Genomic DNA, 26,010 nt, shown 5'->3' with positions numbered 1-26,010 from the left:
AAATGGCCTCTCCTGAACTGATACAGAAACTAGAAAACACGATCGAAAATATCGCAGATTTTCCGATTCCCGGGATTCAGTTCAAGGATATTTCGCCCATATTTGCTGATCCGGCTTTATACAAAGAAGTCATTGAAGATCTGGTTAAATTCAGCAAAGGAAAAGTAGATGCCGTTTGTGGAATTGAGAGCCGTGGTTATCTTTTCGGGATCGCGATTGCAGTAGCTTTGGATGTTCCTTTTATATTAATCAGAAAAAAAGGCAAACTTCCGCCACCGATTATTTCAGAAAAATATGATTTGGAATATGGAAGTGCAGAAATTGAAACCCGTGAAGGTCAAATCAAAAAAGGCCAAAGAATTTTAATTCATGACGATCTTTTAGCAACTGGCGGAACTACAGAAGCTGCAGCAAAATTGGTTGAAAAGCAAGGCGCAAAAGTTGTTCAGTTTAGTTTTTTGATTGGTTTGAAAGATTTAAAAGGTCAAGAAAAGCTCAGGAAATTTGATGCTGAAATTTATCATACTTTAGAATATTGAAACTACCGTTAAGTTTTATCTAAGACTTTGTGAGCTTAGCTAAGTGCCACGCCTTTGCGAACCTTAAAACAGGGACAGTATATAAAAAATCTTTGCGAACATTGCGTTAAAATTCAGTAATCTATTAGCAAAAATCAGTAAGAAAATAAAGAAATTATAATTCATTTAATAATACCTGCAAAGTATTTTGTAAATCACTCAGAAACAATTAAATTTGCAGTTCAATTTTTAAGAATTTATGGCAAAATTGGGTAAGAATGCTCCAAATGAGCAAGAAGGTAAAGAAACGGTGGAATTTTTTAAGGACCTTGACAGAGAGGCTTTAAACACGGAAAGATTTCTTGAAAAATATCAGAAACCATTAAGCATCGCTTTTGTAGTTGTAGTTTTGGGAGTTTTAGGCTTTTTCGGATACCAGCAATTTGTTGTTGCTCCAAAGAATGCTGAAGCGGTAAAAACCTATTTAGCTGCACAAAAAAACCTTACAGAAGGTAAAGATAAAGAAGCTTTAGGTGGAAAATCTGCTGCTAATCCTGGTTACCTGGGAACATATAATGAATATCCTTCGACCAAAATCGGTAAACTTTCTGCTTACAATGCAGGTTTATTAAAATTTAAAGAAGGAAAATTTCAGGAAGCTTATGATCTTTTAGATAAATTTTCGTCTGACAACAAAACATTGATGGCGATGAAGTACGGCGCAATGGCAGATGCAAAATCTGGTCTTAACAAAAATGACGAAGCATTATCTTTGCTAGACAAAGCAGCTTCAGCTTCAGATGACCCTTATACTTCTTATTTCTTCACGAGAAAAGCAGGAATCGTAGCTTTAGGAATGAAGAAAAATGCAGAAGCTAAAAAATATTTTGCTTCGATCGATGAAAAATATCAGGACTACGACAACGGAATGTCTGATTCATATATTGAAATGACTAAATATTACTAAACACATGGCAACAGTTAATCTTTCAGATTACAAGCCACTTCATATCAATAATGCCGAGGATTTTTCTATCGGCATTGTTTTTTCTGAGTGGAATGACTTTGTAACTTATAATCTACGTGATGCAGCTTTAGAAATTCTTGAAAAAGAAGGCGTAAAGTCTGAGAATATCAGATTATTTTCCGTTCCGGGAGCTTTTGAATTGAATTATGCAAGCATGCAGCTTTGCAAAGAGCGTAAATTTGATGCAGTAATCGCCATCGGATGTGTGATCAGAGGTGAAACTCCACATTTTGATTTTGTGTGCGATGCAGTTGCTCAGGGAATAAAAGACTGCAACATTTTAACTGATACACCAACTATTTTCTGCGTTTTGACAGATGACACAAAAGAACAATCGATCGCACGAAGCGGTGGAGATTTGGGGAATAAAGGGGTTGAAGCAGCAGTGACTGCTTTAAGCATGATCAATTTTAAAAGAAATCTTTCTGATAAAAAAGGAAACATTGGTTTTGGAAAATAAATGAAACCAAAAGAAATAATAAAGGAGCTGTTTTTACAGCTCCTTTTCTTTGATGTGAATTTTATTCGAATCTATCAAATGAGGAATAAATCTGCTCTGGTTATTGGTAATCAAATGTACGCTTTCTCTGATCCCGATTCCTGCAGATTCCTGACCGATTACCCAACTTCCGATGACCGGATAATTTCCGTCGAAGTTTGGAAGTTCAAATAATTGCTGATAAATAAAACCTTCTTTTCCGTAGTCGCCATCATTTTCTTCTATCGCAACATTATTTTTAAATAAACTTACATTCGCTCCTTCTCTTGAATAAATAGGTTTTTTAACGAAATCTTTTAAATTTTTAGGCTCAAAATAACATTCTAGTAAATAAGGATGATTTGGGAACATTTCCCACAAAATTGGCAATATGGCTTTAGAGGAAAGAAGAACTTTCCAGGCCGGCTCCATCCATTGTGATCTGAAATTATTGCTAACCAATTTTTCACCAAACCCATCTTGAAGAATCCATTCATAAGGATATAATTTAAAAATATATTCCATGATTGTTTTGTCTCCGGAAATAAATTCCTGAATATCTTCTGCCCACCCGATATCTTGAAGAGGTATAAATTCTGTTTCAAAACCAGCCTGTGTCGCACAATCTCTCAGGTATTCTACATTCGTCACATCCTCAATATTCGTTAATGATGCAAAATAAATATAATGAGGATTCATATATTTTTTAAGATACTTCCAATAATCTACCAGCTTTTCATGGATAGAATTGAACTGATCTTTATACGGAAACATTTCCTGCAACCAATACCATTGAATGACTGAGGCTTCATATAAAGAGGTCGGTGTATCTGCATTAAATTCAAGCAACTTTAAATTTTCGCCATCAAAACCAAAATCAAATCTTCCGTAAATTGAAGGATGATCTTCTTCCCAGCTTGTAATAATATAATTTCTAAACCACTCTGGTATATTGAATTTTTCCCAAAGATTTTTTTCAATAACATAGTCGACCGCCTGAAGACACATCTGCCACAATTCGGCTGTTGCATTTTCTATCTTATTGATTTCATCCATAGAAAACTCATAATAATGGCTTTCATCCCAGTAAAGACCTTCTAAAGAATGATAGCCAAATCCTAAGTTTTCAAGTTTGTGTTCCCAGTTTTTCCGGAATTTAGATTCTACTCTTTTCATACGAAGATTTTATTGTTTTTAAAGGTCATATGCAATTGCTTAACCTCCATCTGATTTTTTTTTTCAATTGATGGCGATTCCATAACTATGATGACGCTCTGAAACCACTTCTTCCCAATCCGCCTCTTACCACATTTCCTTTGTAGGTACTTCTGCCAATGTTAGATTTTGAACTGATGGCATCGCTGTAATATCCAGCTCGCTGATACGCTCCATTACTGTATGCTCCATAAGGACGAAATGCATGATAAAGTAAATAACCGGTCATAAAGCCGTGCGCCGTAGAATATGATGCAGTGGTGTCTGATCTCATGTATACTTTTTTCTCATTTCCCCACTCTTTCGGTTTTTCCTGAGAACAGGCTGCCAAAATACCTGTTACGAAAAGCAATTTTACAGTTGTAGATTTTGTCATTACTGCACGGTTATATAAAATTCGTAATCTTTTTTAATCTTGGTATTATGTTCATTTCCATTTTCTTCTTCCACGATTTGCAAAGTATCTCCCAAACTCGGAATGGTATCTGTTTTTACAATTTCCTTAAAGAGTTTATTGTTTTTCCATATTTTATGTTTTGTAACTAAAACATCTGCCGAATCAATATGTTTTACAGAAAGCACGGTCTCAATGGCAGATTTTTTGTCTACATTTTTTACTTCATCTTCTTTAGTTTCACTTTCGTTGCAAGCTATAAAGCTCATCGGGACGAAAAATAAAAGAGCAATTTGAATTTTTCTCACTTTAATTATAATTTTTGACAAAAATATTATTTAATATTTTAAATTTACATATAAATAATAAACAATGAAATGGACAGACGATAGAAGCGGTAACGTAGATGACAGAAGAGGATCTGGCGGAGGCGGTGCAATTGTAGGTGGCGGATTAGGAACAATAATCATTGCCGCAATTGTATTTTTCCTCGGTGGTGATCCCTCTGCAATACTTTCATCAGGCGGAAGTTCTGCACCGCAGACAGAACAAAGAGAGTTGACTCAGGAAGATCAACAAGTCGGTGAATTTATTAAAATGATTACCGCAGAAAACGAACAAACCTGGACTAAAATTTTTGCAGACCACGGAATGAAATATCAGCCCGCAAAAGTAGTTCTCTTCACATCGCAAACGCAATCTGGCTGCGGAACTGCACAATCTGCAATGGGACCGTTTTATTGTCCGGCAGATCAGTCTGTTTATATGGATATGAGTTTTTTCAATGAACTTCAGCAAAGATTTGGCGCAAAGGTTACAGAGTTTACGATAGCATACGTTCTGGCTCACGAGATGGGTCACCATGTGCAAAATCTTATCGGAACTTTAGATAAAACAGATCAGCTGAGAAGAAGTGGCAGATATTCTGAAGAAGAAATGAATAAAGTCTCTGTAGCAACCGAACTTCAGGCAGATTTCTATGCCGGACTTTGGGCAAGATATTCCAACGAAAGAGAAAAATTTCTGGAACCTGGAGATTTAGAATCTGCAGTTGAAGCAGCAGAAGCTGTGGGAGATGATAACATTCAGCAACGAACGCAAGGGCAAGTGAATCAGGAAAGTTTTACGCATGGCTCATCAGCACAACGAAAAGAATGGTTTATGAAAGGTTACAACTCCGGAGACATCAAACAGGGAGATACTTTTAACCAACTTTTAAAATAACAGAAAGGTCTGAAGAAATTTTCTTCAGACCTTTTTTATTTATTTCAGTTCGATAGGATTGCTATTCTTTTTCGCTTCTTCTTTTGCTCTTTCTTCCATTCGCTTTCTCATATCAGCGGGATTTTGATTTCCACCGCCAGTTCTCATTGGAGGAGAAATTCCACCACCACGTTGACTGTTCATAAACGACATAGGGTCAGTTTTAAATTTTTCCTGTTGCTTTACGTAATCCGTTCTTTTAACTTTAACAACATTTCCAAAAGTTGACATTTCAGGAAAATCTGAGATTTTATAATTTTTCATTAAATCAAAAGAATAATCTCCGTCGGCATCTTCTGCTTTCACCACCAAACCAGGAAGTCCGCTGAATTTATACGGTCCATCTTGATAAGGAAGATCTGTTGTAAACCAGGCAGTCCATTTTCTTCCAGCAAATTCCGTTTCAGCTTTCTGAACTTTATACTCACCAATTTTTGTAGTTTCAGACAAAATTTTCCAGTTCAAAGGTCTGTCTTCTTCGTAAGAATATTGGTCTCTTCCCAAACGATCTTTATAAACTGTTTTTTGATTTTTTTTATCTTTCTCGATAGAATAATTGATATTTGATCTCAAACTTTCCATTTGATCTCTGTTGAATCCTCTCGCTCCACCACTTTGACGATTAGCCTGCATTACCGAATCTCTTTTTATTCTGTTTTCCGAATAAAACATCGATTTTTCTGCTGAGATGTCTAAATATGCATTTTCGGTCTTCACATCTGCTTTATTAGAGGCATCGGGTTTCATTGTCACCTGATAAACGAATCTGTTGGTCTGTGCAAAAAATGATTGCATCACTAAGATTGCAGCTAAAACGCCTAGTTTTTTCATTGTTTCCTTATTTATAGTTTTGATGTTAAACAGACCTCAAAGTTAAACCATCGATGATAAAAATTGATAAAATAAAAACGACGATTTTCATATACTGATTATTGTTTGTATTTTTGCATTATTAAATCATTCTAAATAAATACAATGATAAAAGTTTCAGATCATGCTAAGGAAAAAGCCATTCAACTGATGACAGAAGATGGTTTTAATCCGGCAGAAGATTATATAAGAGTGGGAGTTAAAAGCGGAGGTTGTTCTGGTTTGGAATACGTTTTAGGTTTTGATAACAAAAAAACAGAAACAGATCAGGTTTTCGAAGACAACAACATCAAAATTGTGGTCGAAAAAAAATCAATACTTTATTTAGCCGGCACAATCCTGGAATATTCGGGAGGACTAAATGGAAAAGGTTTTGTTTTTAACAATCCTAATGCAGCCAGAACGTGTGGCTGTGGGGAAAGTTTTTCTTTATAATTAGACATTGGAAGTACTGATTTAGAATACTCTAAATCTTAAATCTAATTTCTAAAATCTAATAAAATGAGTAAATATACTGAAGACGACTTAAGAGTCGATTTAGAAAATAAAAAATACGAATTCGGCTGGGAAACGATCCTCGATTACGAAGATTTTCCAACGGGTTTAAACGAAGACATCGTCCGTGCTATTTCTGCTAAAAAAGAAGAGCCGGAATGGATGACAGAATGGCGTTTGGAATCTTTCAAGATTTGGTTGAAAATGACAGAGCCTGAATGGGCAAACATTAAATACACAAAACCAGATTTTCAGGCGATAAAATATTACGCAGCACCGAAAGCTAAACCAGAATTGGCAAGTTTAGACGAAGTAGATCCTGAACTATTGGCAACTTTTGCTAAATTAGGAATCAACATCGAAGAGCAGAAAAGGCTTTCAAATGTTGCTGTAGATATTGTAATAGATTCTATCTCTGTAAAAACAACTTTTCAGGATACATTAGCAGAAAAAGGAATTATTTTCTGTTCAATTTCCGAAGCGATTAAAAATCATCCGGATTTAGTGAAAAAATATCTGGGAAAAGTGGTTCCAAGAGGTGATAACTTTTATGCAGCATTGAACTCCGCGGTATTTTCTGACGGAAGTTTCTGTTATATTCCCAAAGGCGTAAGATGCCCAATGGAATTATCAACGTATTTCCGTATCAATCAGTCAGGTACAGGTCAGTTTGAAAGAACACTTGTTATTGCTGATGAAGGAAGTTACGTTTCTTATCTTGAAGGTTGTACAGCTCCGTCGAGAGATGAAAACCAGCTTCATGCTGCGGTTGTAGAATTGATCGCTTTGGATAATGCTGAAATTAAATATTCAACAGTACAAAACTGGTATCCGGGAAATGAAGAAGGTAAAGGTGGAGTTTTCAATTTTGTAACCAAAAGAGGACTGTGCGAAACAAAAGCAAAAATCTCATGGACACAGGTGGAAACAGGTTCTGCGGTAACATGGAAATATCCTTCTTGTATCTTAAAAGGTGATGGCTCGATCGGTGAGTTTTACTCTATTGCGGTAACCAACAATCATCAGTATGCTGACACAGGTACAAAGATGATTCACATCGGAAAGAATACGAAATCAACGATTATTTCTAAAGGAATTTCTGCAGGAAAATCTCAAAACTCATACAGAGGATTGGTAAAAGTAATGCCTTCTGCAAAAGGAGCAAGAAACTTCTCACAATGTGACTCATTACTAATGGGTAACGAATGTGGAGCGCATACTTTCCCTTATATTGAAATCAAAGATCCTACTGCACAATTAGAACATGAAGCAACCACTTCAAAAATCGGTGAAGATCAGATTTTTTACTGTAACCAGAGAGGTATTGATACGGAAAGAGCAATTGCTTTGATCGTCAATGGTTTCAGTAAAGAAGTTTTAAATAAATTACCAATGGAATTTGCCATTGAAGCTCAGAAATTATTGGAGATTTCATTAGAAGGTTCTGTTGGGTAATTAGTTTTATCGCAAAGTAAAACAAAGATTTTTTTAAAGGCAAACCGCTGATTTTAAAGATAAACTGAGCCGCTGACGCTTAGGAAAGAAATACAATTGAAATTAATTTTCAACTTGTATCTTTGCGAAAAACAAACAAATGACAGAAAATGAGATTTCAAAGATTGTATTTGAAAGCGGATTAAAGATTCATAGAAAATTAGGTGTTGGTTTATTTGAAACCATTTATGAAGATTGTTTATTTTATGAATTACGGAAAGAAGGATTAATAGTTGAAAAACAAAAATTCCTTAATATCCAATATGAAGAACTTATTTTGGAAAGAGCTTTTAAAATGGATTTGCTAATTGAAAACAAAGTTGTTTTAGAAATAAAATCAGTCGATAGCTTAAATAATTATCATGCTTTACAACTAAAAAATTATTTAAGAATTGGAAAGTATAAATTAGGCATGCTTTTAAATTTTAACTCTCAACTTTTTAAAAACGGAGTCAAAAGAATAGCAAACAATCTTGATGAAATTTAAACATTAAAAATAAATAGTATTTCCTCGCTAAGCGTTAGCGCCTTTGTTTATCTTAAGGATGACACAGGAGACAAATAAAAATCTTTGTCTAACCTTGCGATAAATTAAAAATATATGTTAAACATTAAAAACTTACACGCCAGAATTGAAGATGGCGCACAAATATTAAAAGGTATTAATCTTGAAATAAAGCCGGGCGAAGTTCATGCGATCATGGGACCTAACGGAGCCGGTAAATCTACTCTTTCTTCTGTGATTGCAGGAAAAGAAGATTACGAAGTGACTGAAGGAGAAATCCTTTTTCAAGGTGAAAACATTATTGAAGACGCTCCTGAAGAGAGAGCGCACAAAGGTATTTTCCTTTCATTTCAATATCCGGTAGAAATTCCTGGAGTTTCTGTGACTAATTTCATTAAAGCTGCTATGAATGAAAACAGAAAAGCAAACGGATTTGAAGATATGCCTGCAAAAGAAATGCTGGCAATGATTCGTGAGAAATCTGAGAAATTAGGAATCAAAAAAGATTTCCTTTCTAGATCATTGAACGAAGGATTTTCGGGAGGTGAAAAGAAAAGAAACGAGATTTTCCAGATGATGATGCTGAATCCTAAATTGGCTATTCTTGATGAAACCGATTCAGGATTAGATATCGATGCTTTGAGAATCGTTGCAGATGGTGTGAACCAGTTTAAAAACGAAGGAAATGCAGTTCTTTTGATTACGCATTATCAGAGATTGCTGAATTATATTGAGCCTGATTATGTACACGTTTTAGCGAACGGAAAAATCATCAAAACAGGTGACAAATCTTTAGCTTTAGAATTGGAAAGCAAAGGTTACGATTGGTTGCTTAACTAATAAAATATTTTTGGTTAAGTTTTTTATCAATCCTTAGTCGAAAAGGCAGTGAGAAACTGCGATATTGATACAAATTAAATTTATAATAAAGGTGTGATGGCCGAAATATCAGTAATGGCTTTATACGATCAAACAATAGAAAATCACAGTGAATTTTTGGAGAGTCTGCGTCACAGATTTTTAGATGACGACAGAAAAATTGCGCTTCAAAAATTTGCGATGAAAGGTTTTCCTACCAAGAAAGACGAAGAATACAAGTATACCAACATCAAAGAAATCACGGAGAAAGATTATAATTTTTTTCCGAAAGAAAGTCACAACATTACCAAAGAACAGCTTGATGAGCTGCATTTGGGTGAAGAAAATTTTGACTGGATTGTTTTTGTAAACGGTCAGCTTCGCAAAGAGCTTTCAAACATTTCTATCGAAAATGCAGAATTTTTGTCTTTCAACTATGCTTTGAATGATGAGAATCATAAAGATGTTTTCGATAAATATTTTAATACAATTGCTGCGAAAGATTTAGCTTTTACCAATTTAAATCAAGCATATTGCAAATACGGATTCTTTTTAAAAGTTCCGAAAAATGTGATCATCGAAAAACCTATTCATATTTTTTATCTTTCTCAAAATCAAGAAGAAAATACTTTTTACAACACGAGAAATTTATTAATCGTTGAAGAAGGAGCAAAAGTTGAAATCATCGAAAGTCATCATAATTTTGATGAGAGTTTTGTGTTTACCAATTCGGTAACTGAAATTTTCACGTATCAAAATGCAAAAGCTGACTGGCATAAAATTCAGAACGACAGTGACACTTCTTATTTGGTAGACCACACTTTCGCAAAACAGGAAAGAGATAGCTTAACGACCGTAAATACATTTACATTCGGAGGGAAGATCATCAGAAACAATCTTGATTTTATTCATAACGGAGAAAATATCAACTCTTTCATGAACGGAATCACGATTATCGGGAAAGATCAGTTGGTCGATCACCACACGGCGGTTCACCATAATACACCGAACTGTCAAAGTTACCAGAACTACAAAGGTATTTTCAAAGATAAATCTCATGGAGTTTTTAACGGAAAAGTTTTTGTAAATAAGATCGCTCAGAAAACCAACGCTTATCAACAAAATAACAACGTTTTATTGAGTGAAGGCGCTACGATTGACACGAAGCCTCAGTTGGAAATTTTCGCAGACGATGTGAAGTGTTCTCACGGCTGTACGGTTGGTCAGTTGAATAAAGATGCTTTGTTTTATTTAAGAGCAAGAGGAATTTCTAAAAAAGAAGCTCAGGCATTATTGCTTTACGCTTTTGCAAATGACGCAATGCAGAATATCGACATTGAACCATTAAAAGTGAAAATTGAGCAACTTTTAGCCGAAAAACTTGAAGTTACAATGGAATTTTAGATTTCCATTTAAATATAAAAAAGAAAGCACTTCGATTGAAGTGCTTTTGTTTTTTTAAGTAATTTAAAATTTATTTTTTAAGCCACCACTGACTGTCTTTTCTGTCAGAACGTTTCACTCCATTATCAATATTGTATGCAAAACCAATCCCTAAAGTTTGTTTTAGCTGAGTTTTTTGAATTTGGTTATGGTCATACATTACGTCAACTGTAACAATTGAAGAAATAAACCTGTTAATTTTCATATTAAGAAGCATATTGTATGACAGCACCATGTGATCTGGTTTATCAAGATAATTAGAAAATATAGATGCGGTGTTGGTCATTTCAATATTCTCCATCAATTTAACTTTGTAAATAGCAGAACCCAAAAAACCGATCTGCATCAGGAAAAAATCTCCGTCAGCTTTCAAACCATAATTTCCGGCTACCTGTAATTCTTTGTCCAAAACAAAAGTAAACCTTCCATTGGCAGGCCTCAAAGTTACCGTAAGATTTTCATCTGGTCTATATGTAATACCCAAACCTGCATTCACATATCCAGGTGCCATAAAATTTGAGATTTTCTTCGCTTCAGGGTTATTTCCATCTTCAAATCCTCCGGAAAACTGTGAAAGTAAACTCGCACCTGTAGAAACATACCAGCTCTTTGAGAACTGACGTCCATAGTTAGTAGAAATGTTCAACACATCCTGCGTTTTTCTCGTGCCAAGGCCTTTTGTTGTATTCTGCCCATAATTTAGAATAATAATGTTTTCCCAAAGATGACGGCCTTTCTCATATACAAGATTATAATTTGCGCTTGCAAGCCAGCCCACATTATTGGCACCACCGCCTACCCAATTTGAGAAGGCTGCCTGATTAAACATGACACTGTTTTTAGCAATTACAGACCAGTGTCTTGGTTTTTTTATAGTGTCAACTGCTGCTGAATCGCTGATCACGACTTGTGCAAAAGAGTGTACACTCAGATACATAAAAAGTAAAATGAAAATCTTTCTCATAAATCTCAATTTTTCCAACTGCAAAAATAGTGATATATTGTTAAATGAAAATTCTACAGATTTTCAGACGTTTATAACAAATCCGTTTACGTCACCTTTTTTAAATCAAAATCTTAAAATCATTACTTTTTGTCTTAAATAATCAGTAAAAAATAAAATCATCGACAAATTTTCCGAAATTTATCGTTGGCTTTTGATTTGACGGTTTCAGGTATGTTTAAAAATGTAATTTACAAAAATGCTATCATCAATCCTCTTCTTATGTTGGGAGCAATGTGGATGGGATACTTTTTACAGATGCAGGGCTTTTTTGCAAGTTGCTTCGGAGCGATTATTCCACTTTTGCCGGAAGGTTTACTGGGAATTATAACCGCTCCTTTACTTCATGGGAGCATTGACCATATCGTTGGAAATTCAATTCCGATTGCTGTTTTAATGTTTCTTTTGTATCAGTTTTACCCTCGTATAGCAAACAAAGTATTTATTATAGGTTGGCTTTCGGCAGGGCTCTTACTCTGGATGCTCCCGCCAATTGATATCTTAACCGGGCAATATTTGTACACCTGTACAATCGGCGCCAGTGGTGTAGTTTATGTCTTAGCATTTTTTCTCTTTTTTAGCGGTGTTTTTAAATGGAATATGACTTTGCTTACGATTTCCCTATTGGTTGTACTCTACTACGGAAGTCTAATCTGGGGAATGTTTCCCGAAGAACTTTTCTACACCATGCAGGAACCCAGCAAAATATCTTGGCAGGCGCATTTATCCGGTGCGGTAGTTGGTAGTATTCTGGCTTTTGTATTCAAAAATGTTGGCGACAAAAAGAAAAAATATATTTGGGAATTCCCGAATTACTACAGTGAGAAAGATGATAAACTATGGCAGGAATACAAAGAAAACCATCCGGAAGATTTTCTGGAATTACCTTTCAAGAAAAATGAAGATCCTTGGGCTCATTTAGACGAAATTAGAAAAAATAGTTCTTAATTTTATTACATTTGGAGAAAATAAACACAAATGTATTCTGAAGAACATCTTTATTCCATTGCTTTGCGCGAATGCAGCTTTATTGGTGATATTAATTTTTTTAAACTTGTACGAAGTTTCGGAACTGCAAAAAATGTTTGGGAAACTGCTAAAAAAGAACTCAGCAAGACCGACGGAATCGGCACTAAAACAGTTTCCGACATTGGAAATTCTGAGCATCTTAAATTTGCAGAAAAAGAAATTGTTTTCTGTGAAAAAAATTCGATTACCATCAATTTAAGACACCAAAACGATTTACCATTTTTACTAAAGGAATGTGATGATGCACCGGCAATTTTGTATCAGAAAGGAAATCTGGATCGAAATTTAAAATCTCTGAGTTTAGTCGGGACGAGAAATATAACTTCGTACGGTAAAAAATTCATTGAAGATTTTTTTGAAGAGGCAAAGTCTCATAATTTTGTTTCTGTGAGCGGCTTAGCGTTAGGTGTCGATAAAGAGATTCATGAGCATTCTTTAAAACATCAAATTCCAACTATCGCAGTTTTGGCTCACGGTTTTCACACTTTGTATCCTTCAAAAAACAAAAAGCTTTCAGAAAAAATCGTCGAAGAAAACGGTGCGTTGTTTACTGAATTTAACTCTTCAAGAAAACCAGACAGAGAAAATTTTATTCAGAGAAATAGGGTCGTTGCGGGAATTTCACCTTCCACTATTGTTGTTGAAACTGCTTTTGGCGGCGGATCTATCAGTACTGCAACTTTTGCAAACACCTATAATAGAGATGTTTTTGCCTTGCCCGGAAAGATCACCGACAAGTATAGCCAAGGTTGCAATCACCTGATTTTTCAAAACAAAGCAACGGCAATCTCCACGATCAAAGATTTACTCGATTTGGCAGGTTTTAATGATCCGAAAGAAAAAAATGCAGAGCTTTTTCCGCAAAGCCAAATCACCATTCAATTATCTGAAAGTCAAGAATTAATATTCCGGAAAATCGCTGAAAATCCTCACATAACGTTAGACGATCTAGCGGAGAAAATCTCTCTTGCCTCACACAAAATTCTACCCATTATTTTGGAATTAGAACTTTTAGGAAAAGTAAAATCCTTTTCCGGGAGACAATTTTTAGCAATATAAGAATTAACGATTTCTTAATATTTCATTATTTAAGATATAACATTTAATTTTTAATAAAGTTTAGTTTAAAATTGTCAATTTAATAATATTCTACACCATTATAATTGAATTATCAGCAAATATTAAATAAGCTATTGTGAATCTTGAAAAAAAAATTAAATTTGTTGACATAATATTCAACCCTACCTAATATGGAACAATATAATATTGACCAGAAAATACAGGAATTTATCGCTAAAATTGAGGCGAAAAATCCTAACGAACCGGAATTCTTACAGGCAGTAAAAGAAGTTGCCGTAACTGTAATTCCGTTTATCCTCACAAGAAAAGAATATACCGGCATGAAGCTTCTTGAGAGAATGGCCGAAGCTGAAAGAATCATTATTTTCAGAGTTCCATGGGTTGATGACAAAGGAGAAATTCAGGTGAACAGAGGTTTCAGAATTCAGATGAACTCTGCGATCGGACCTTACAAAGGGGGAATTCGTTTCCACCCTACAGTTAACCTTTCTGTACTTAAATTCTTAGCTTTCGAGCAGGTTTTCAAAAACTCTTTGACTACTCTTCCAATGGGAGGTGGAAAGGGCGGTTCAGATTTTGATCCTCAGGGAAAAACTGATATGGAAGTAATGCGTTTCTGTCAGGCTTTCATGACTGAATTGTGCAAGCATATCGGTCCGGAAACAGACGTTCCCGCAGGAGACATCGGTGTTGGAGCAAGAGAAATCGGGTATTTATTCGGTCAGTACAAAAAAGTACGCAATGAATTTACAGGAGTTCTTACAGGAAAAGGTCTTGCTTACGGTGGATCATTGATCCGTCCTGAAGCTACAGGTTATGGCGTTGTTTACTTTGCTGAGCAGATGCTAAAAACTATCGGACAGACTTTTAAAGATAAAACAGTTACCGTTTCAGGTTTCGGAAACGTTGCCTGGGGTGTTATCAAAAAAGTAAACGAATTGGGTGGAAAAGTGGTGACGCTTTCCGGCCCGGACGGTTATGTTTATGATAAAGATGGTATCGACGGTGAAAAAATCGATTATTTATTAGAATTAAGATCTTCTGGTAACAATAGAGCTGAAGATTATGCTAAGAAATATCCATCTTCAATATTCTATGCAGGAAAACGTCCTTGGGAAGTGAAATGTGACGTAGCAATTCCTTCTGCAACTCAGAACGAGCTTGATTTGGAAGACGCAAGGCTATTGGTAGAAAATGGTTGCGTGTGTGTAACTGAAGCCGCAAATATGCCTTCTACATTAGAAGCGATTAATTATTTCCTTGAAAACAAAGTATTGTTCTCTCCTGGAAAAGCTTCTAACGCTGGTGGTGTTGCAACTTCTGGTTTGGAGATGACTCAGAATTCAATCAGATTAAACTGGACTTCTGAAGAAGTTGATGCCAGGCTGAAAGAAATCATGATCGGAATCCACAAAGCTTGTAGAGACTACGGTAAAGAGGAAGATGGCTATGTGAACTACGTAAAAGGCGCCAACATCGCCGGATTCGTAAAAGTAGCAGAAGCAATGCTTGCTCAAGGTGTAGTATAAAAATACAGAGGTCGGAAAAGTTTTCCGGCCTTTTTTATTCGATAAAACCTGTCCCGGGACTATAAATGGGAAATAGTAATAGTGAAAGAGGAAAGCGTTGGATTTATTCAGCGCTTTTTTGTTGTTCAAAATTGCTTTAGCTTCGCTTATCAGAATTAAATGCAAAAATCCTGAAAGATAATATTTCAGGATTTCAAGTTTACTAATATAAAAACTACTTCTACTAAAACAAATTGGGGATTGGCTTACTACTCAAACGATCATAACTTCATAAAATTATATCTCTTAATTTTTTTTAACTTAGTTTATATAATTTTAAAATCTTTTAAGATTTACTTATTTAAGTTATTCATCATCTTTTCAACAAACTCCAAAGCCGCAGGACAGATAACAGTATTTTTAATCATCAAATCATTAATCTGATAAATCTTCTTACGGTCTGTGTGGGGATATTCTCTACAAGCTTTGGGACGAACATCGTAGATAGAGCAAGTATTATCCTGATTTAGAAAAAAACACGGAAGATTTTGCAGAACCTTATCATTTTCTTCATCTACACGCAAAAATTTACTTTCAAAACCAGCCTGCTTCATTCGTAAATGTTTCGAAATACGTTCGATATCTTTCTCTGTATACAAAGGGCCAGTTGTTTTGCAACAATTTGCACATTGAAGGCAGTCAATCTTTTCAAAAACCTGATCATGCGTTTCCTGAACAATATAATCGAGATTTTTAGGAGGTTTCTTTTTTAAACCTTCCAGAAATTTTTTATGTTCTTTCTGCTTTTCTAAAGCCTGCTTTTTGTAAGATTCTAAATTCATGATGATGTTTCCATATCGAAAGCCGGAAGTTCTGCTTTCTGATATTCATTAATTTTATCAAGATCCAAAACTGTTGAATCTTTCTCTTCGTCGGGATAATACATGGGCGAAAATTTTGCTCCATAAATGATTTCCTTTGATACATATGATGCTCTCTGAACAACAGTATTCGAAAAAACTTCATCAAACGCACGTACATGAACAATGATTTCTATATTTGTATTTTTAAAATCATCCGCAGAAAAACCAACAAATGGAGACTTCTCATCGATTTTATGAACCACAGTCCAGTTAAGAGATAAAGTATTGATTTTACTTAATTGAGTTTCTAATCGGTAAAAATTATTCTTTGTAGTCCCTTCTTCATTGATTTCAATGGCCGTAGAAAGAGTAACATCAGCATCCGTTAATGCATTATTTTTATATGGAGCCAACCTAAACATCAAGGCTGTAACATCCTGAAAAGGAGCAATTACCGCAATATCTGAAAATCTAAGATACGCTCGAGGTCTTGAAAATCTTCCGTAAAACAAACCCGTTGCAATCGCAAAGGTAAGCAATCCCAAAAAAGCCTCAAAGGTAGCCACCAAACTGGCCATAAATCCTACCGGAGCAATTCTTCCGTAACCGACGGTTGTAAAAGTCTGGGAACTGAAAAAAAACACATCGATGAATTCATTCATCGGATCACTTTTATCAATGCCGGTGAGATGTTCTACGCCAATTAAATAATAAATAAATGCAAAAATGAGATTGATCAGAATATACATCACAACCAGATAGGTAATAAATCGAAACGACGATAAATTAAGCATCGTATGATACCAGCTCAATCTGTTGAAAACGTTGATCCCGCGTCTTCTTACATTCGGGATACCGTCTTTATTGATGAATCGTCCCGAAGCACGATTTCCAAAACCACTATTTTCTGTGTTTTCCTGACTGATTCTTTTTCTAAAACCTTTTGCCATATTAAATTAAATCATTTGCACCATTTCATTTTAAAAAAGATAAAATAATTTACAAAGATAAAATATTGTTTTTATGAAACTTATCAATTTCATAATTCAATTTCACATTTAATTTTAAGCTAAATTTGAATCATAAAAATCTCCGATCTGAAATATAAATACTAACTCGATCTTCTAAATTAATTCAAATTGTGAAGGATCAGCTTTAAAAAAAACATAAATAAACGCATATGAAAAATTTAGAATCAAGAGAAGATATCGAATTGCTAGTCAATAGTTTTTACAGAAAAGTTGTTGAGGATGAGACCATTGGTTTTTTCTTTAAAGACATTGTAAAAGTAGATTGGGACAAACATTTACCAAAAATGTATTCATTTTGGGAAACAATTCTTTTCGGACAAATGAGCTACAAGGGAAATCCGATGGCAGTGCATTTTCCAATCAATGAAATAAAGGCTATGGAAAAACATCATTTCGCAAAGTGGCTGAAATTGTGGAAACAAACCATCGAAGAAAATTTCACAGGACAAAATGCTTCAATGGCAATCACAAAATCCGAAAACATCGCCAATCTGATGTCTTATAAGATGGAAATGGCACGAAAGCCATAAGACATAGCAGTTGCAGTTTTCAGCTCTCGAATACTAAGGTACAATCACGGTAAAAATATACGCCGCCAGATTTACAAGCAATACAGTTCCGTAAAGTACATTGGTTTTTCCACGGCTTAGTGACAACATGACGATAAAAACCGATAGCGTAAGAAGGATGATATCTTTTTTATCAAGCCCTAAAACCAAAGGAATATCATACATGATGCTGACAGCAGAAATCGCAGGAATCGTTAAACCGATACTTGCTAAAGCTGATCCTAATGCTAAATTTAAACTTGATTGAATTTTATTGTTCCTCGCAGCCCGAATTGCAGCCACACCTTCCGGAAGAAGTACTACCGCTGCAATAATGACTCCAACTAAAGATTTTGGTGCTCCCATACTTTGTACCATATCTTCAATAGTTTTAGACAGACCTTTTGCCATTAGTACAACAATCACCAGACAAACTACCAAAAATAAAAAACTTATACCCGCCTGAGTCTTATTGGGGATAAAATGAGTTTCTGCGTTTTCATCTACTGGCACAAAATAACTTCTGTGCCTCACTGTCTGTACCATTAAAAAAACGCCATATATCACGAGACACGCTATTGATACAAAGATAAGCTGAGCATCGTTATAAAAAGGTCCGTTGACACTAGAAGTAAAATTTGGAAGAACCAACGTGATAACAAGTATAGAAACTATGCTTACCAAATAAGTGGTAGCCGAAGTACGAGCAAAAAACTGCTCAAAATACTTTACACCACCTACGAGAATACAAATTCCTATAATTCCGTTGAGGATGATCATCACTGCTGCAAAAACGGTATCTCTTGCCAATGTAATCGCCTGTTTGCCACCGGCAACCATGAGCGAAACGATGAGTGCTACTTCAATAATGGTGATACAAAGTGCCAGAATAATCGTTCCGTAAGGCTCTCCCACTTTATGAGCCACAACTTCTGCATGATGAACGGCAGAAAGTACGCTCCCGGTCAGCAAAATTCCGGCGATGACGTCAAAAATGACTCCGGCTCCCATCAAACCGCTGAAATAATAAATCACTGCAAAAACAGGGAAAATATAGGTGTAGTTTAAAAATTCTCTTGGCTTCATAACTGTCTCTAAAATACAAAAAATCTATGAAAAAGCGATTATCGAAAGAAAATATTAATGTTACTTTGGTTTATCCTAATGAGGCCAAAGCTGAAAATCCTGAAAATCAGTCAGCATATGAAACAGAAGACCAATGCCTATTATTCTTAAATTTCCTTTAAAAAATAACAGCAAAAAATAAACCGCAATGGCATAATAAGAATGTAAGAAATGAAAGCCAATGCTCATTCTTTCCGGATCAAAAACAGGATTGGCAAAAAGATGGTCAAGATCAACTAGCATGGTTGCGAGTAAAATCAGATAAGCTTTTTTCCAATTTTTTCTGTAAAAAGCTAAAGCAATAAACACCGGAAAAATCAGATGTAAAAAATAATGTGTAAACGTTCTTAACAATGAAAAGTCTGAAGAATCCATTTTATAAGCTATTTGTTGGAAAACTAAAATCTCAAAAGTAGTGGCAAATGGTTCTTTTGAGCTTAATTTTAACTACATAATCCTGCGATTTGTTTCCGTAAAAAATATAATCAATATCTTTAACCAACTTATGATGAGAGCCAACGAGAGTTTTCAATGACGAATATAGCAAAGGATTGTTTTTTAAGAAGATAAAATTTTGCTTTTTAAAATCATGCTTTACCGATCTGCCCGTTGATTTAATATAAATCTCATTTTTATTGCTGTAAATCAAATTTGGCTGAAATGGAATTGCCGTAAACTGATTTTGAGCATTAATCCATTTTTTATTTTGAAAATAACTCCACGTTTTGTTGGGATCTGAAGTTTGCAGCAAAATTTCATAGTTGGGTTGAATGATTTTCTGATAACTTACTTTTTCAATTTCATTAAAATTATCATCATAGCCATAACTAATAATCGTATCATTTACCTCCGCAAGATCTGCGCTCATTTTCAGATGATTAACTGATGCAGAATCTGCAATATTTTCTTTAAAAAAAGAGCTTATTTTTCTGATATTTTCTGAATCTAATTCGGCTTCCAGAAATTGTGTTTTCCTATTTAAATCTGAAATCAAAGATTGGAAGTTAGTAGAATTCTCTTCATTTTTTATTTCAATTTCATCATCTTTCAGATTTATTGAAAAATTTTGCATGTTCTTACCAGAAATAAAACTTAAGCTTCCTAAGCTTCCCTTCATGAATTGATCTGCATTCCGATTTTTATCTACATTTTTTTTTGACAGAAAACCGGAAATTTCAGCAAATTCGTTACTAGAAGTTCCTACAACAGCATATTTTTTATTTACATAAACAACAAGATTGTCTTTTACATAACCCTGAATTCCTTTATTAACAAATTGGTGCTTTTTTAAAAGCGTACAAAATTTTTGAAAATCTTCTAATTCTAAAACCGTGTAATAATTTGAAAATTTACTGTTCTTTAAATGAAAAATTTGTAGAAAATCCGGAATTTTCACTCCGGAATTTCTGAAAGAAACTGTTTCATTGTTATTTTCACTGATTTTTGACCACTGAGAAGGATGCATCAACCAATCATAAATATATTGTCTTTTAACTTTTTTCATGTCGATCAAAACGACGAGATCTGCATTTTCAGGAATAAATTTTAATGTCTTATTCTTATAAAATAACAAAATGTAAACCGTGGCCAACACAAGAAAAATGAGTGCAAATGAGATGTATCTTTTCTTCATTATTTTGATTTAAATTACCCAACATCAAAGCTTTCAAAGGCAAAATAGGTTAAAAGAAAACTGCTTTTAATCATTAACATTTCAACTGAAATTTAACAACATCTAGATTGCTTAAAGTGCGTGATCTTTTTTCTCCGCTTCTTTATTTTTAAATATTTCGTCAAATAAATCAAAGAAATACATTAGGCTGTTTTCAGAAGAACTGTTGATGTTGTAATTCATTTCCGTTTGTATGCTTTCGCCACTTGCTTCAGTTTTAAAATACATATCGCCCACATTTTTCTTCAGCAGATCAAAAGTTTTTCTTTCAGAATTTGATTTAAATTCTTTTTCCAGACCTACCAGAAGTTTCTGAATATCTAATCTTCCCGACAAAGGATATTTTGCAGAATCTTTCATCCACTTTTCTGAAGCTGAAGATTGGCTTTTAGAAGAGAGATTATCTGTAGAAGTCGTTAAATAAACAATTCCGTCTTTCACGGTAAAGAATAACTGATCTAGATAGCCATTGTTTTTTCCATCTTTGAAAGCATAAAAATCGCCCTTTTTTGTGAATTTTTTCGCGAAATCTTTATTGGTGGTCAGTACATCAAAAATACGTTTCCAATAGCCTTCATTTTCCGTTGCAAAAGCAAATGTAAAATCAGGAACCATCACATCTTTGGTCTTTTTTATTTCTTTCTCGTTGTAATCATCATCGTAATCGTAGTCTGTATATTCTACTTTTTTAGATTTCAGTTCATTTAAAACAAAAATGCCATTTCCAGGTGCTATTTTGGCGATTGCTTCTTCATCAAGAACAATTTTCATCGTCTCCATCACCAGCTGCATTTCCTTTTGATATTCCTGATCTCCAGCATCCTGAAGTAAAGTGTACATCATATCAAAATATTTGAATCCGTTGACGTTCATTGCATAATATCCAATGCTTTTATCGCTGATCAAAGCGGCCAATTTTCTATTTTTCTTACCTTTATAAACGGCTGATATGCTTTTTTGAGTTTGAGGATCTTTATGTTGATAATGATTTACCAATCTCACTTTATCTTTATCAAAATAAAGGTTGTACGCAGTATTAGAGTTATACAATTTCCCCAAAATCTTTGCAAAATCATATTGGCGGTAAAGATTTTTATACATTCCTTCATTGATTATATTTCCGTAATCTGCATATACGAAAACGTCAGAATTTGCGTCTCTGAAGTTCAGCATTTCTCCGGTAGCCTCAACTTCCATATTTGATTTGAAATATTGATCGAAATTATTTTCAGCGATCGACTTCACAATTTTGAATTTTTCTGCATTCAGCGAATCCATTTCTTTCTGATATTCAGAGTCTAGCGGATACACATCTGTCTCTAGGTAATCATCCTGCGATGCGGGCGGCGGCATTGCTTCTACAGTTTCTTCAGAATATGCAGAGTCGGTCGTTGTCTCTTTCTGCTTTTTTTCTTCAGGATATTTGTGATGTTTTTCAAGATATTTAATGTCTTTTTGATATTTAGCAATATCTGCGTTATAAGACTTGATGTCCGACTTCAGATATTTAATTTCGTCTTTCAGATACTTTATTTCTTCTTTATAATCAAAAGGTTTTGCCTCTTCTTCATAAATAGCCGTTGCTGCTGTATCAACCTCCACATATACGCTGTCTGCCACTGCATTTGCTGTACTGTCGATTGTATAAACAGCATCATCCCAAATATCTTTTTCCTTTTTGTGATAATTTATTAGAGTGATCATTGCATGTTGATCATTCCAGGCAACGAAAAGATCTTCGTCAAGATCAATATAAGAGTAATTGGTTTTTTTAGAAATTTCAAGACCTTTTTTCTTGGTAGAATTGATGAATTCCAAGAATTTATCTTTATTGTCTAAAACAAAATGTGCGGTGTAAGATTTCACAGAATCTGAAATTCTTGCGTAATGCTTTTGTGTCGCATCATATTTGATCCCTGTTTTTGAATAGTCATTCCACGAAGGTTTTCCTTTTTCTTTTTTATCGATTTGCTGTAAAAACGGATTAAATTTTCCCCAGTTGATCTTTTTGTTAAGCTGTTTTCCGTTGATTTCCATGTAGAAAACCGCATCAGAAGGAACTTTCATGCTGTTTTGTGCCAACGCAATTGTAAAACCAAAAAGCAGAAAAGCGATTGTTTGTGTTTTTAGTAAAAGTGATTTCATATATAAATAAGTGATTTACTGAAATAAGACTGTATTTTGAATCTTTTTTTTCTGAAGGATAAAGTCAAGAATATTACCTTCAAGTTTCATCGCTTTTTTGTTGGGTGAAAGCTGATAAGAACTGTTTGACTGAGATTTTACCGTGTTTTCAAACTGAAGAACCGATGTATATTTCGCATTATTAAAAACCTCTTTATCTGCAGAACTAAGTTTGTCGTAATCACTTTTGAAAGTGTTTATTTTATTTCTTGCGAAAGTTTTTTTAGCAGGATTGTTATTGTAAATCTGCGTTGGGATCATTTTACCGAGAATGTTTTTTGCTTTCAAATGCTCTAATCCGGCATTTATATTTTCAATTTTTCTGAAATTGCAGCTCAGTTTGATGATGTAATTATCAAAATCCATTGAAGTTTTCACATTGGAAATTCCGGGAACACTTTTGAAAATTCTGGCTGCTTCATTGATTTTAGCTTCTATTTCAGCTTTTTTTGGGACTTTTTTACCGTTTACAGTCTCCATTTTCGATAAAGAAGCCAATCTAGTTTTGCTTTTACTGGCATTAAGAATAAGCGAATATTCGCCACTCCCGTCAGCTTTCATATTGACTTTGTCTAAAATATCGAAACAGCTTGTAAGAAACAGTAAAGGAAGCAGCAGCAAAAAGCGCCTGAGCATAGTTTTCATGATTTAGGTTTAAAGTGCTAATTTACAGAAATTAAAATTCAATCATCGTATTGCAAAGACAATTCCACAACTAAATTCTGCCTTTGAGATAATCTTGTCTTACATTTTCATCTAGCTTTTCAATAGCATAGCGAAGACAGGTTCTGGGCATTTTTTTGTAATAAAGATTAAGAAAAGCAATGAGTTCGACTTCGTTTTTATTTCCCATTTCGCGTAAAAGCCAACCGTTTGCTTTGTGCATGAGATCGTGTGGATGATGTAAATTTTGGGTTACAAATTCTTTCGTAAGTTCAAATGATCCCTTTTTTATATGATACATTGTTCCAACAACAGCAATTCTTTTATGCCACATCTCATCAGATTTTGAAAGTTCTTTCAAAAGGCTTTCTTTCTGATTTTCAAATGCATATCGCCCTAAAATCTTATAACAACTTGAGTCGACCAAATCCCAATTGTTGATATATTTAAGATGATTTAAATAAAATTCTACAATTTCATCTTTTACAATTTGATCTTTTGTTTTTTCAAATTTAAGAATCAGCATAAACAATGCTGTCAGTCTGTGCTCATGAATTTCCGAAGAAAGAAGTTCGCTTAATTCTTCCAAAGAGATTTTTGAAAAATATTCTTTCGCAACTTTTCTTTGCTCTGGAACGATGACTCCAATAAACTGATCGCCTTCGCCGTATTCTCCTTTTCCTGTTTTGAAAAATCGTGGGAAAAAAGCGGCTTTTTCCGGAATAGATAAATCGTTCAGTGCTTCAACAATTTGTTTGCAGATAGTCATCATTAAAAATTAAAACAACCAATACATTTTACAAATAAGCTCGCGCTGCCATTAGAATATTGCGTCAGAATACAACCTTCATCTGTTTTTAGATCTTTTTGTTTAAAATTTCCACCCATCATCATTATGGGTTTTGCAAAGTTTAACATTTCTCCAGCTGTAACCACACAGATCGGAGATTCTTCTGATCTTCCTGTTCCGCTTTCGTCAATAGTTTTTATAATTCTATTATTCTGCATTACGCATATTTCTGCTTTCGCCTTTTCTTTAATCGCATCATATATGTTTACCATCGAAGTCAAAATTTCTATATTCATTGGCGTTTTGTGATATGCAGATTCAGCTTTTTCTAAAATTTTCAGAGCTTTTGTTTTTGACAATCCTTTTCTGGAAGCAATTTTCCAAATTTCATCATAATCATCATTGAAGGTAGATAAACTGTATCCTGATTCAATAAATCGGCTTCCATAATAAAGTTGATTCATCTCTTCCTGAGACAATTTCGAAGGATCTTTCTTAAATATTTCTAAATAATCGTAAAAGTATTTTTGCGGATTTTCTGTGACGTTTTTCTTAATCTCAACAGTATTAATCTGAGAAAAACTAATTCCAAAAAATAGTAGCAAGGCTAATAAAAACAGCTTTTTCATTTTTTGATTTTATTGATTTTAAAATAGTTAATGTCCTTTTTCTAAAGCTATACTTTCCTGTTCCTGCTCTTCTTTTGCAATCTGATTCGGATTGGCAACTTTCGCAATCGTAAGTCCCTGAACGATAATTGAAAACACAACTACACAATAAGTAATACTTAAAATAGCATTGCTGTATTCGTTTTTCGGAATAGACATCGCCAGAGCAATGGAAACACCACCGCGAATTCCTCCCCAAAAAAGTACCTTTATCGTTTGCGGACTAAATCTTGTTCTGAAAGACATAAATTTCGTAGGTCCCCAAATCGAAATAAATCTCGCAACCAAAACTACAACAACTGCCAATACGCCAGGAATTACATAATGATTCAAATTTTTTATCATCAGCAATTCAAACCCTATAAAAAGGAACAAAACAGCATTTAAAATTTCATCAATAAGCTCCCAAAATTTAATCAGATAATCCTGAGTGACAGATTTCATTTTAAATTTAACATTAAAATTACCCATAAACAATCCCGCAGCAACCATCGTTAACGGACCGGAAACATGCATCTGTCTTGCAACAAGATAACCTCCCATCACAACAGCTAATGTTACCAAAACTGATATGATATAGTCATCAACTTCACGCATTAATCTTGATGTAACCCAACCCAATACGATCCCTAAAAGCAATCCGCCGCCTGCCTCATGAAGAAGCAACATCCCGATACTTTCCAGTCCTAAATCTACTTCTTCACCAACGGCCAATTGCAGAACGACCGTGAAAACAACCACCGCCATACCATCATTAAATAAAGATTCTCCTGCAATTTTTGTTTCCAAAGATTTTGAAACGTTGGCTTGCTTCAAAACACTGAGAACCGCAACCGGATCTGTCGGAGAAATCAACGCACCAAAAACCAGACAATAAATGAAGGGAATCTTCAGACCTATCAATGGCAAAAGATAAAACATCCCAAATCCTACGATAAAGGTTGAAATAATCACCCCAGCCGTCGAAAATATAAGAACCGGCCGAAACTGCTCTTTTAAATCGTTAATATTAATATGAATTCCTCCCGCAAAAAGTAGAAAATTCAGCATTGCACCCATCAAAACTTCTGTAAAATCAATACTGTTCATCAAATCATTCAGATGACCAAAAGTTTTTGGAAGAAAATTTTCACCAAACAGAACCAAAATGATAGACACCACAATGGCGATCACCATAATTCCGATGGTGCTCGGAAGTTTTAAAAATCGATAATTGATATAGGCAAAAATAGAAGCAAGTACGATGAGCGCTGAAAATGAATAATATAGTTCCAATGAATTGTGTT

At 34.5% G+C, this 26,010-nt stretch carries 28 protein-coding genes; 13 read left to right on the top strand and 15 right to left on the bottom strand.

Annotated features, from left to right (window positions below):
• The first annotated feature begins 2 nt into the window (after positions 1-2).
• The 3 genes from PGH12_RS13205 to ribH all read left to right on the top strand — a co-directional run bounded on the left by PGH12_RS13205 (position 3) and on the right by ribH (position 2,005).
• Positions 3-539, top strand: coding sequence for an adenine phosphoribosyltransferase (locus tag PGH12_RS13205; RefSeq protein WP_267596418.1), 537 nt, complete (start codon positions 3-5; stop codon positions 537-539).
• 238 nt (positions 540-777) lie between these two features.
• A complete protein-coding gene (locus tag PGH12_RS13200; RefSeq protein WP_267596419.1) occupies positions 778-1,485 on the top strand; it encodes a tetratricopeptide repeat protein in 708 nt (235 codons plus the stop codon).
• A 4-nt stretch (positions 1,486-1,489) separates the two neighbouring features.
• Positions 1,490-2,005 carry a 6,7-dimethyl-8-ribityllumazine synthase gene (gene ribH, locus PGH12_RS13195; protein ID WP_267596420.1) on the top strand — a complete coding sequence of 172 codons (516 nt, stop codon included), beginning with the start codon at positions 1,490-1,492 and terminating at the stop codon, positions 2,003-2,005.
• A gap of 33 nt (positions 2,006-2,038) precedes the next feature.
• On the opposite strand, the gene PGH12_RS13190 is transcribed toward ribH, so the two are convergent.
• The 3 genes from PGH12_RS13190 to PGH12_RS13180 all read right to left on the bottom strand — a co-directional run bounded on the left by PGH12_RS13190 (position 2,039) and on the right by PGH12_RS13180 (position 3,940).
• Positions 2,039-3,199 carry a glutathionylspermidine synthase family protein gene (locus PGH12_RS13190; protein WP_267596421.1) on the bottom strand — a complete coding sequence of 387 codons (1,161 nt, stop codon included), beginning with the start codon at positions 3,197-3,199 and terminating at the stop codon, positions 2,039-2,041.
• 85 nt (positions 3,200-3,284) lie between these two features.
• A complete protein-coding gene (locus PGH12_RS13185) occupies positions 3,285-3,614 on the bottom strand; it encodes a hypothetical protein (protein WP_267596422.1) in 330 nt (109 codons plus the stop codon).
• Positions 3,614-3,940, bottom strand: a complete 327-nt coding sequence (locus PGH12_RS13180) for a hypothetical protein (protein WP_267596423.1) — start codon at positions 3,938-3,940, stop codon at positions 3,614-3,616. The genes PGH12_RS13185 and PGH12_RS13180 overlap by 1 nt, the downstream gene beginning before the upstream one ends.
• Positions 3,941-4,004: 64 nt before the next feature.
• On the opposite strand from PGH12_RS13180, the gene ypfJ reads away from it, so the two are divergent.
• A complete protein-coding gene (gene ypfJ, locus PGH12_RS13175) occupies positions 4,005-4,856 on the top strand; it encodes a KPN_02809 family neutral zinc metallopeptidase (protein WP_267596424.1) in 852 nt (283 codons plus the stop codon).
• 39 nt (positions 4,857-4,895) lie between these two features.
• On the opposite strand, the gene PGH12_RS13170 is transcribed toward ypfJ, so the two are convergent.
• Positions 4,896-5,726 carry a GLPGLI family protein gene (locus tag PGH12_RS13170; RefSeq protein ID WP_267596425.1) on the bottom strand — a complete coding sequence of 277 codons (831 nt, stop codon included), beginning with the start codon at positions 5,724-5,726 and terminating at the stop codon, positions 4,896-4,898.
• A gap of 144 nt (positions 5,727-5,870) precedes the next feature.
• Between PGH12_RS13170 and PGH12_RS13165 the strand changes: the two genes are divergently transcribed.
• From PGH12_RS13165 to sufD, 5 genes are all read left to right on the top strand, one after another.
• Positions 5,871-6,200, top strand: coding sequence for a HesB/IscA family protein (locus tag PGH12_RS13165; protein WP_263003094.1), 330 nt, complete (start codon positions 5,871-5,873; stop codon positions 6,198-6,200).
• 66 nt (positions 6,201-6,266) lie between these two features.
• Positions 6,267-7,715 (top strand): Fe-S cluster assembly protein SufB, encoded by a 1,449-nt coding sequence (sufB, locus tag PGH12_RS13160; RefSeq protein ID WP_267596426.1) that lies wholly within the window; start codon positions 6,267-6,269, stop codon positions 7,713-7,715.
• Positions 7,716-7,854: 139 nt separating this feature from the next.
• A complete protein-coding gene (locus PGH12_RS13155) occupies positions 7,855-8,241 on the top strand; it encodes a GxxExxY protein (RefSeq protein ID WP_267596427.1) in 387 nt (128 codons plus the stop codon).
• A gap of 114 nt (positions 8,242-8,355) precedes the next feature.
• A complete protein-coding gene (gene sufC / locus PGH12_RS13150) occupies positions 8,356-9,099 on the top strand; it encodes a Fe-S cluster assembly ATPase SufC (protein WP_267596428.1) in 744 nt (247 codons plus the stop codon).
• A gap of 114 nt (positions 9,100-9,213) precedes the next feature.
• Positions 9,214-10,521, top strand: a complete 1,308-nt coding sequence (sufD, locus tag PGH12_RS13145) for a Fe-S cluster assembly protein SufD (RefSeq protein ID WP_267596930.1) — start codon at positions 9,214-9,216, stop codon at positions 10,519-10,521.
• A gap of 70 nt (positions 10,522-10,591) precedes the next feature.
• Here sufD and PGH12_RS13140 read toward each other — a convergent pair whose 3' ends face one another.
• Positions 10,592-11,524, bottom strand: coding sequence for a DUF3078 domain-containing protein (locus PGH12_RS13140; RefSeq protein WP_267596429.1), 933 nt, complete (start codon positions 11,522-11,524; stop codon positions 10,592-10,594).
• Positions 11,525-11,737: 213 nt separating this feature from the next.
• On the opposite strand from PGH12_RS13140, the gene PGH12_RS13135 reads away from it, so the two are divergent.
• The 3 genes from PGH12_RS13135 to gdhA all read left to right on the top strand — a co-directional run bounded on the left by PGH12_RS13135 (position 11,738) and on the right by gdhA (position 15,201).
• Complete coding sequence (locus PGH12_RS13135; RefSeq protein ID WP_267596430.1) at positions 11,738-12,511, top strand: rhomboid family intramembrane serine protease; 774 nt, start codon at positions 11,738-11,740, stop codon at positions 12,509-12,511.
• Positions 12,512-12,541: 30 nt separating this feature from the next.
• On the top strand, positions 12,542-13,651 hold the full coding sequence (dprA, locus tag PGH12_RS13130; RefSeq protein WP_267596431.1) for a DNA-processing protein DprA: 1,110 nt from the start codon (positions 12,542-12,544) through the stop codon (positions 13,649-13,651).
• A gap of 191 nt (positions 13,652-13,842) precedes the next feature.
• Complete coding sequence (gene gdhA / locus PGH12_RS13125; RefSeq protein ID WP_267596432.1) at positions 13,843-15,201, top strand: NADP-specific glutamate dehydrogenase; 1,359 nt, start codon at positions 13,843-13,845, stop codon at positions 15,199-15,201.
• Between the two features lie 332 nt (positions 15,202-15,533).
• Here the strand turns inward: gdhA and PGH12_RS13120 are convergent, their stop codons facing one another.
• Positions 15,534-16,022 carry a YkgJ family cysteine cluster protein gene (locus PGH12_RS13120; protein WP_267596433.1) on the bottom strand — a complete coding sequence of 163 codons (489 nt, stop codon included), beginning with the start codon at positions 16,020-16,022 and terminating at the stop codon, positions 15,534-15,536.
• The gene (locus tag PGH12_RS13115) at positions 16,019-16,993 is read right to left on the bottom strand and encodes an ion channel (protein WP_267596434.1); all 975 of its coding nucleotides are present in this window, start codon (positions 16,991-16,993) and stop codon (positions 16,019-16,021) included. The genes PGH12_RS13120 and PGH12_RS13115 overlap by 4 nt, the downstream gene beginning before the upstream one ends.
• Before the next feature lie 230 nt (positions 16,994-17,223).
• On the opposite strand from PGH12_RS13115, the gene PGH12_RS13110 reads away from it, so the two are divergent.
• A complete protein-coding gene (locus tag PGH12_RS13110; RefSeq protein ID WP_267596435.1) occupies positions 17,224-17,604 on the top strand; it encodes a group III truncated hemoglobin in 381 nt (126 codons plus the stop codon).
• Between the two features lie 33 nt (positions 17,605-17,637).
• On the opposite strand, the gene PGH12_RS13105 is transcribed toward PGH12_RS13110, so the two are convergent.
• The 8 genes from PGH12_RS13105 to PGH12_RS13070 all read right to left on the bottom strand — a co-directional run bounded on the left by PGH12_RS13105 (position 17,638) and on the right by PGH12_RS13070 (position 25,999).
• On the bottom strand, positions 17,638-18,708 hold the full coding sequence (locus PGH12_RS13105) for a calcium:cation antiporter (RefSeq protein ID WP_267596436.1): 1,071 nt from the start codon (positions 18,706-18,708) through the stop codon (positions 17,638-17,640).
• 75 nt (positions 18,709-18,783) lie between these two features.
• Positions 18,784-19,122 (bottom strand): DUF6122 family protein, encoded by a 339-nt coding sequence (locus PGH12_RS13100; protein WP_267596437.1) that lies wholly within the window; start codon positions 19,120-19,122, stop codon positions 18,784-18,786.
• A gap of 31 nt (positions 19,123-19,153) precedes the next feature.
• Positions 19,154-20,380 carry a hypothetical protein gene (locus PGH12_RS13095; protein ID WP_267596438.1) on the bottom strand — a complete coding sequence of 409 codons (1,227 nt, stop codon included), beginning with the start codon at positions 20,378-20,380 and terminating at the stop codon, positions 19,154-19,156.
• A 111-nt stretch (positions 20,381-20,491) separates the two neighbouring features.
• The gene (locus tag PGH12_RS13090; RefSeq protein WP_267596439.1) at positions 20,492-22,564 is read right to left on the bottom strand and encodes a hypothetical protein; all 2,073 of its coding nucleotides are present in this window, start codon (positions 22,562-22,564) and stop codon (positions 20,492-20,494) included.
• 15 nt (positions 22,565-22,579) lie between these two features.
• On the bottom strand, positions 22,580-23,248 hold the full coding sequence (locus PGH12_RS13085; protein WP_267596440.1) for a hypothetical protein: 669 nt from the start codon (positions 23,246-23,248) through the stop codon (positions 22,580-22,582).
• A 70-nt stretch (positions 23,249-23,318) separates the two neighbouring features.
• A complete protein-coding gene (locus tag PGH12_RS13080) occupies positions 23,319-24,035 on the bottom strand; it encodes a DNA alkylation repair protein (protein WP_267596441.1) in 717 nt (238 codons plus the stop codon).
• A gap of 2 nt (positions 24,036-24,037) precedes the next feature.
• The gene (locus PGH12_RS13075) at positions 24,038-24,685 is read right to left on the bottom strand and encodes a DUF4919 domain-containing protein (protein ID WP_267596442.1); all 648 of its coding nucleotides are present in this window, start codon (positions 24,683-24,685) and stop codon (positions 24,038-24,040) included.
• Positions 24,686-24,712: 27 nt separating this feature from the next.
• Entirely contained in the window at positions 24,713-25,999 is a 1,287-nt protein-coding gene (locus tag PGH12_RS13070) for a cation:proton antiporter (protein ID WP_267596443.1), read from the bottom strand.
• Positions 26,000-26,010 lie beyond the last annotated feature (11 nt).

The sequence above is a fragment of the Chryseobacterium sp. CY350 genome (assembly GCF_027945075.1).
Taxonomy (GTDB): Bacteria; Bacteroidota; Bacteroidia; order Flavobacteriales; family Weeksellaceae; genus Chryseobacterium.
Note: the sequence above shows the minus strand (reverse complement) of the source record. Positions and strands in the feature narration are given on the sequence as shown.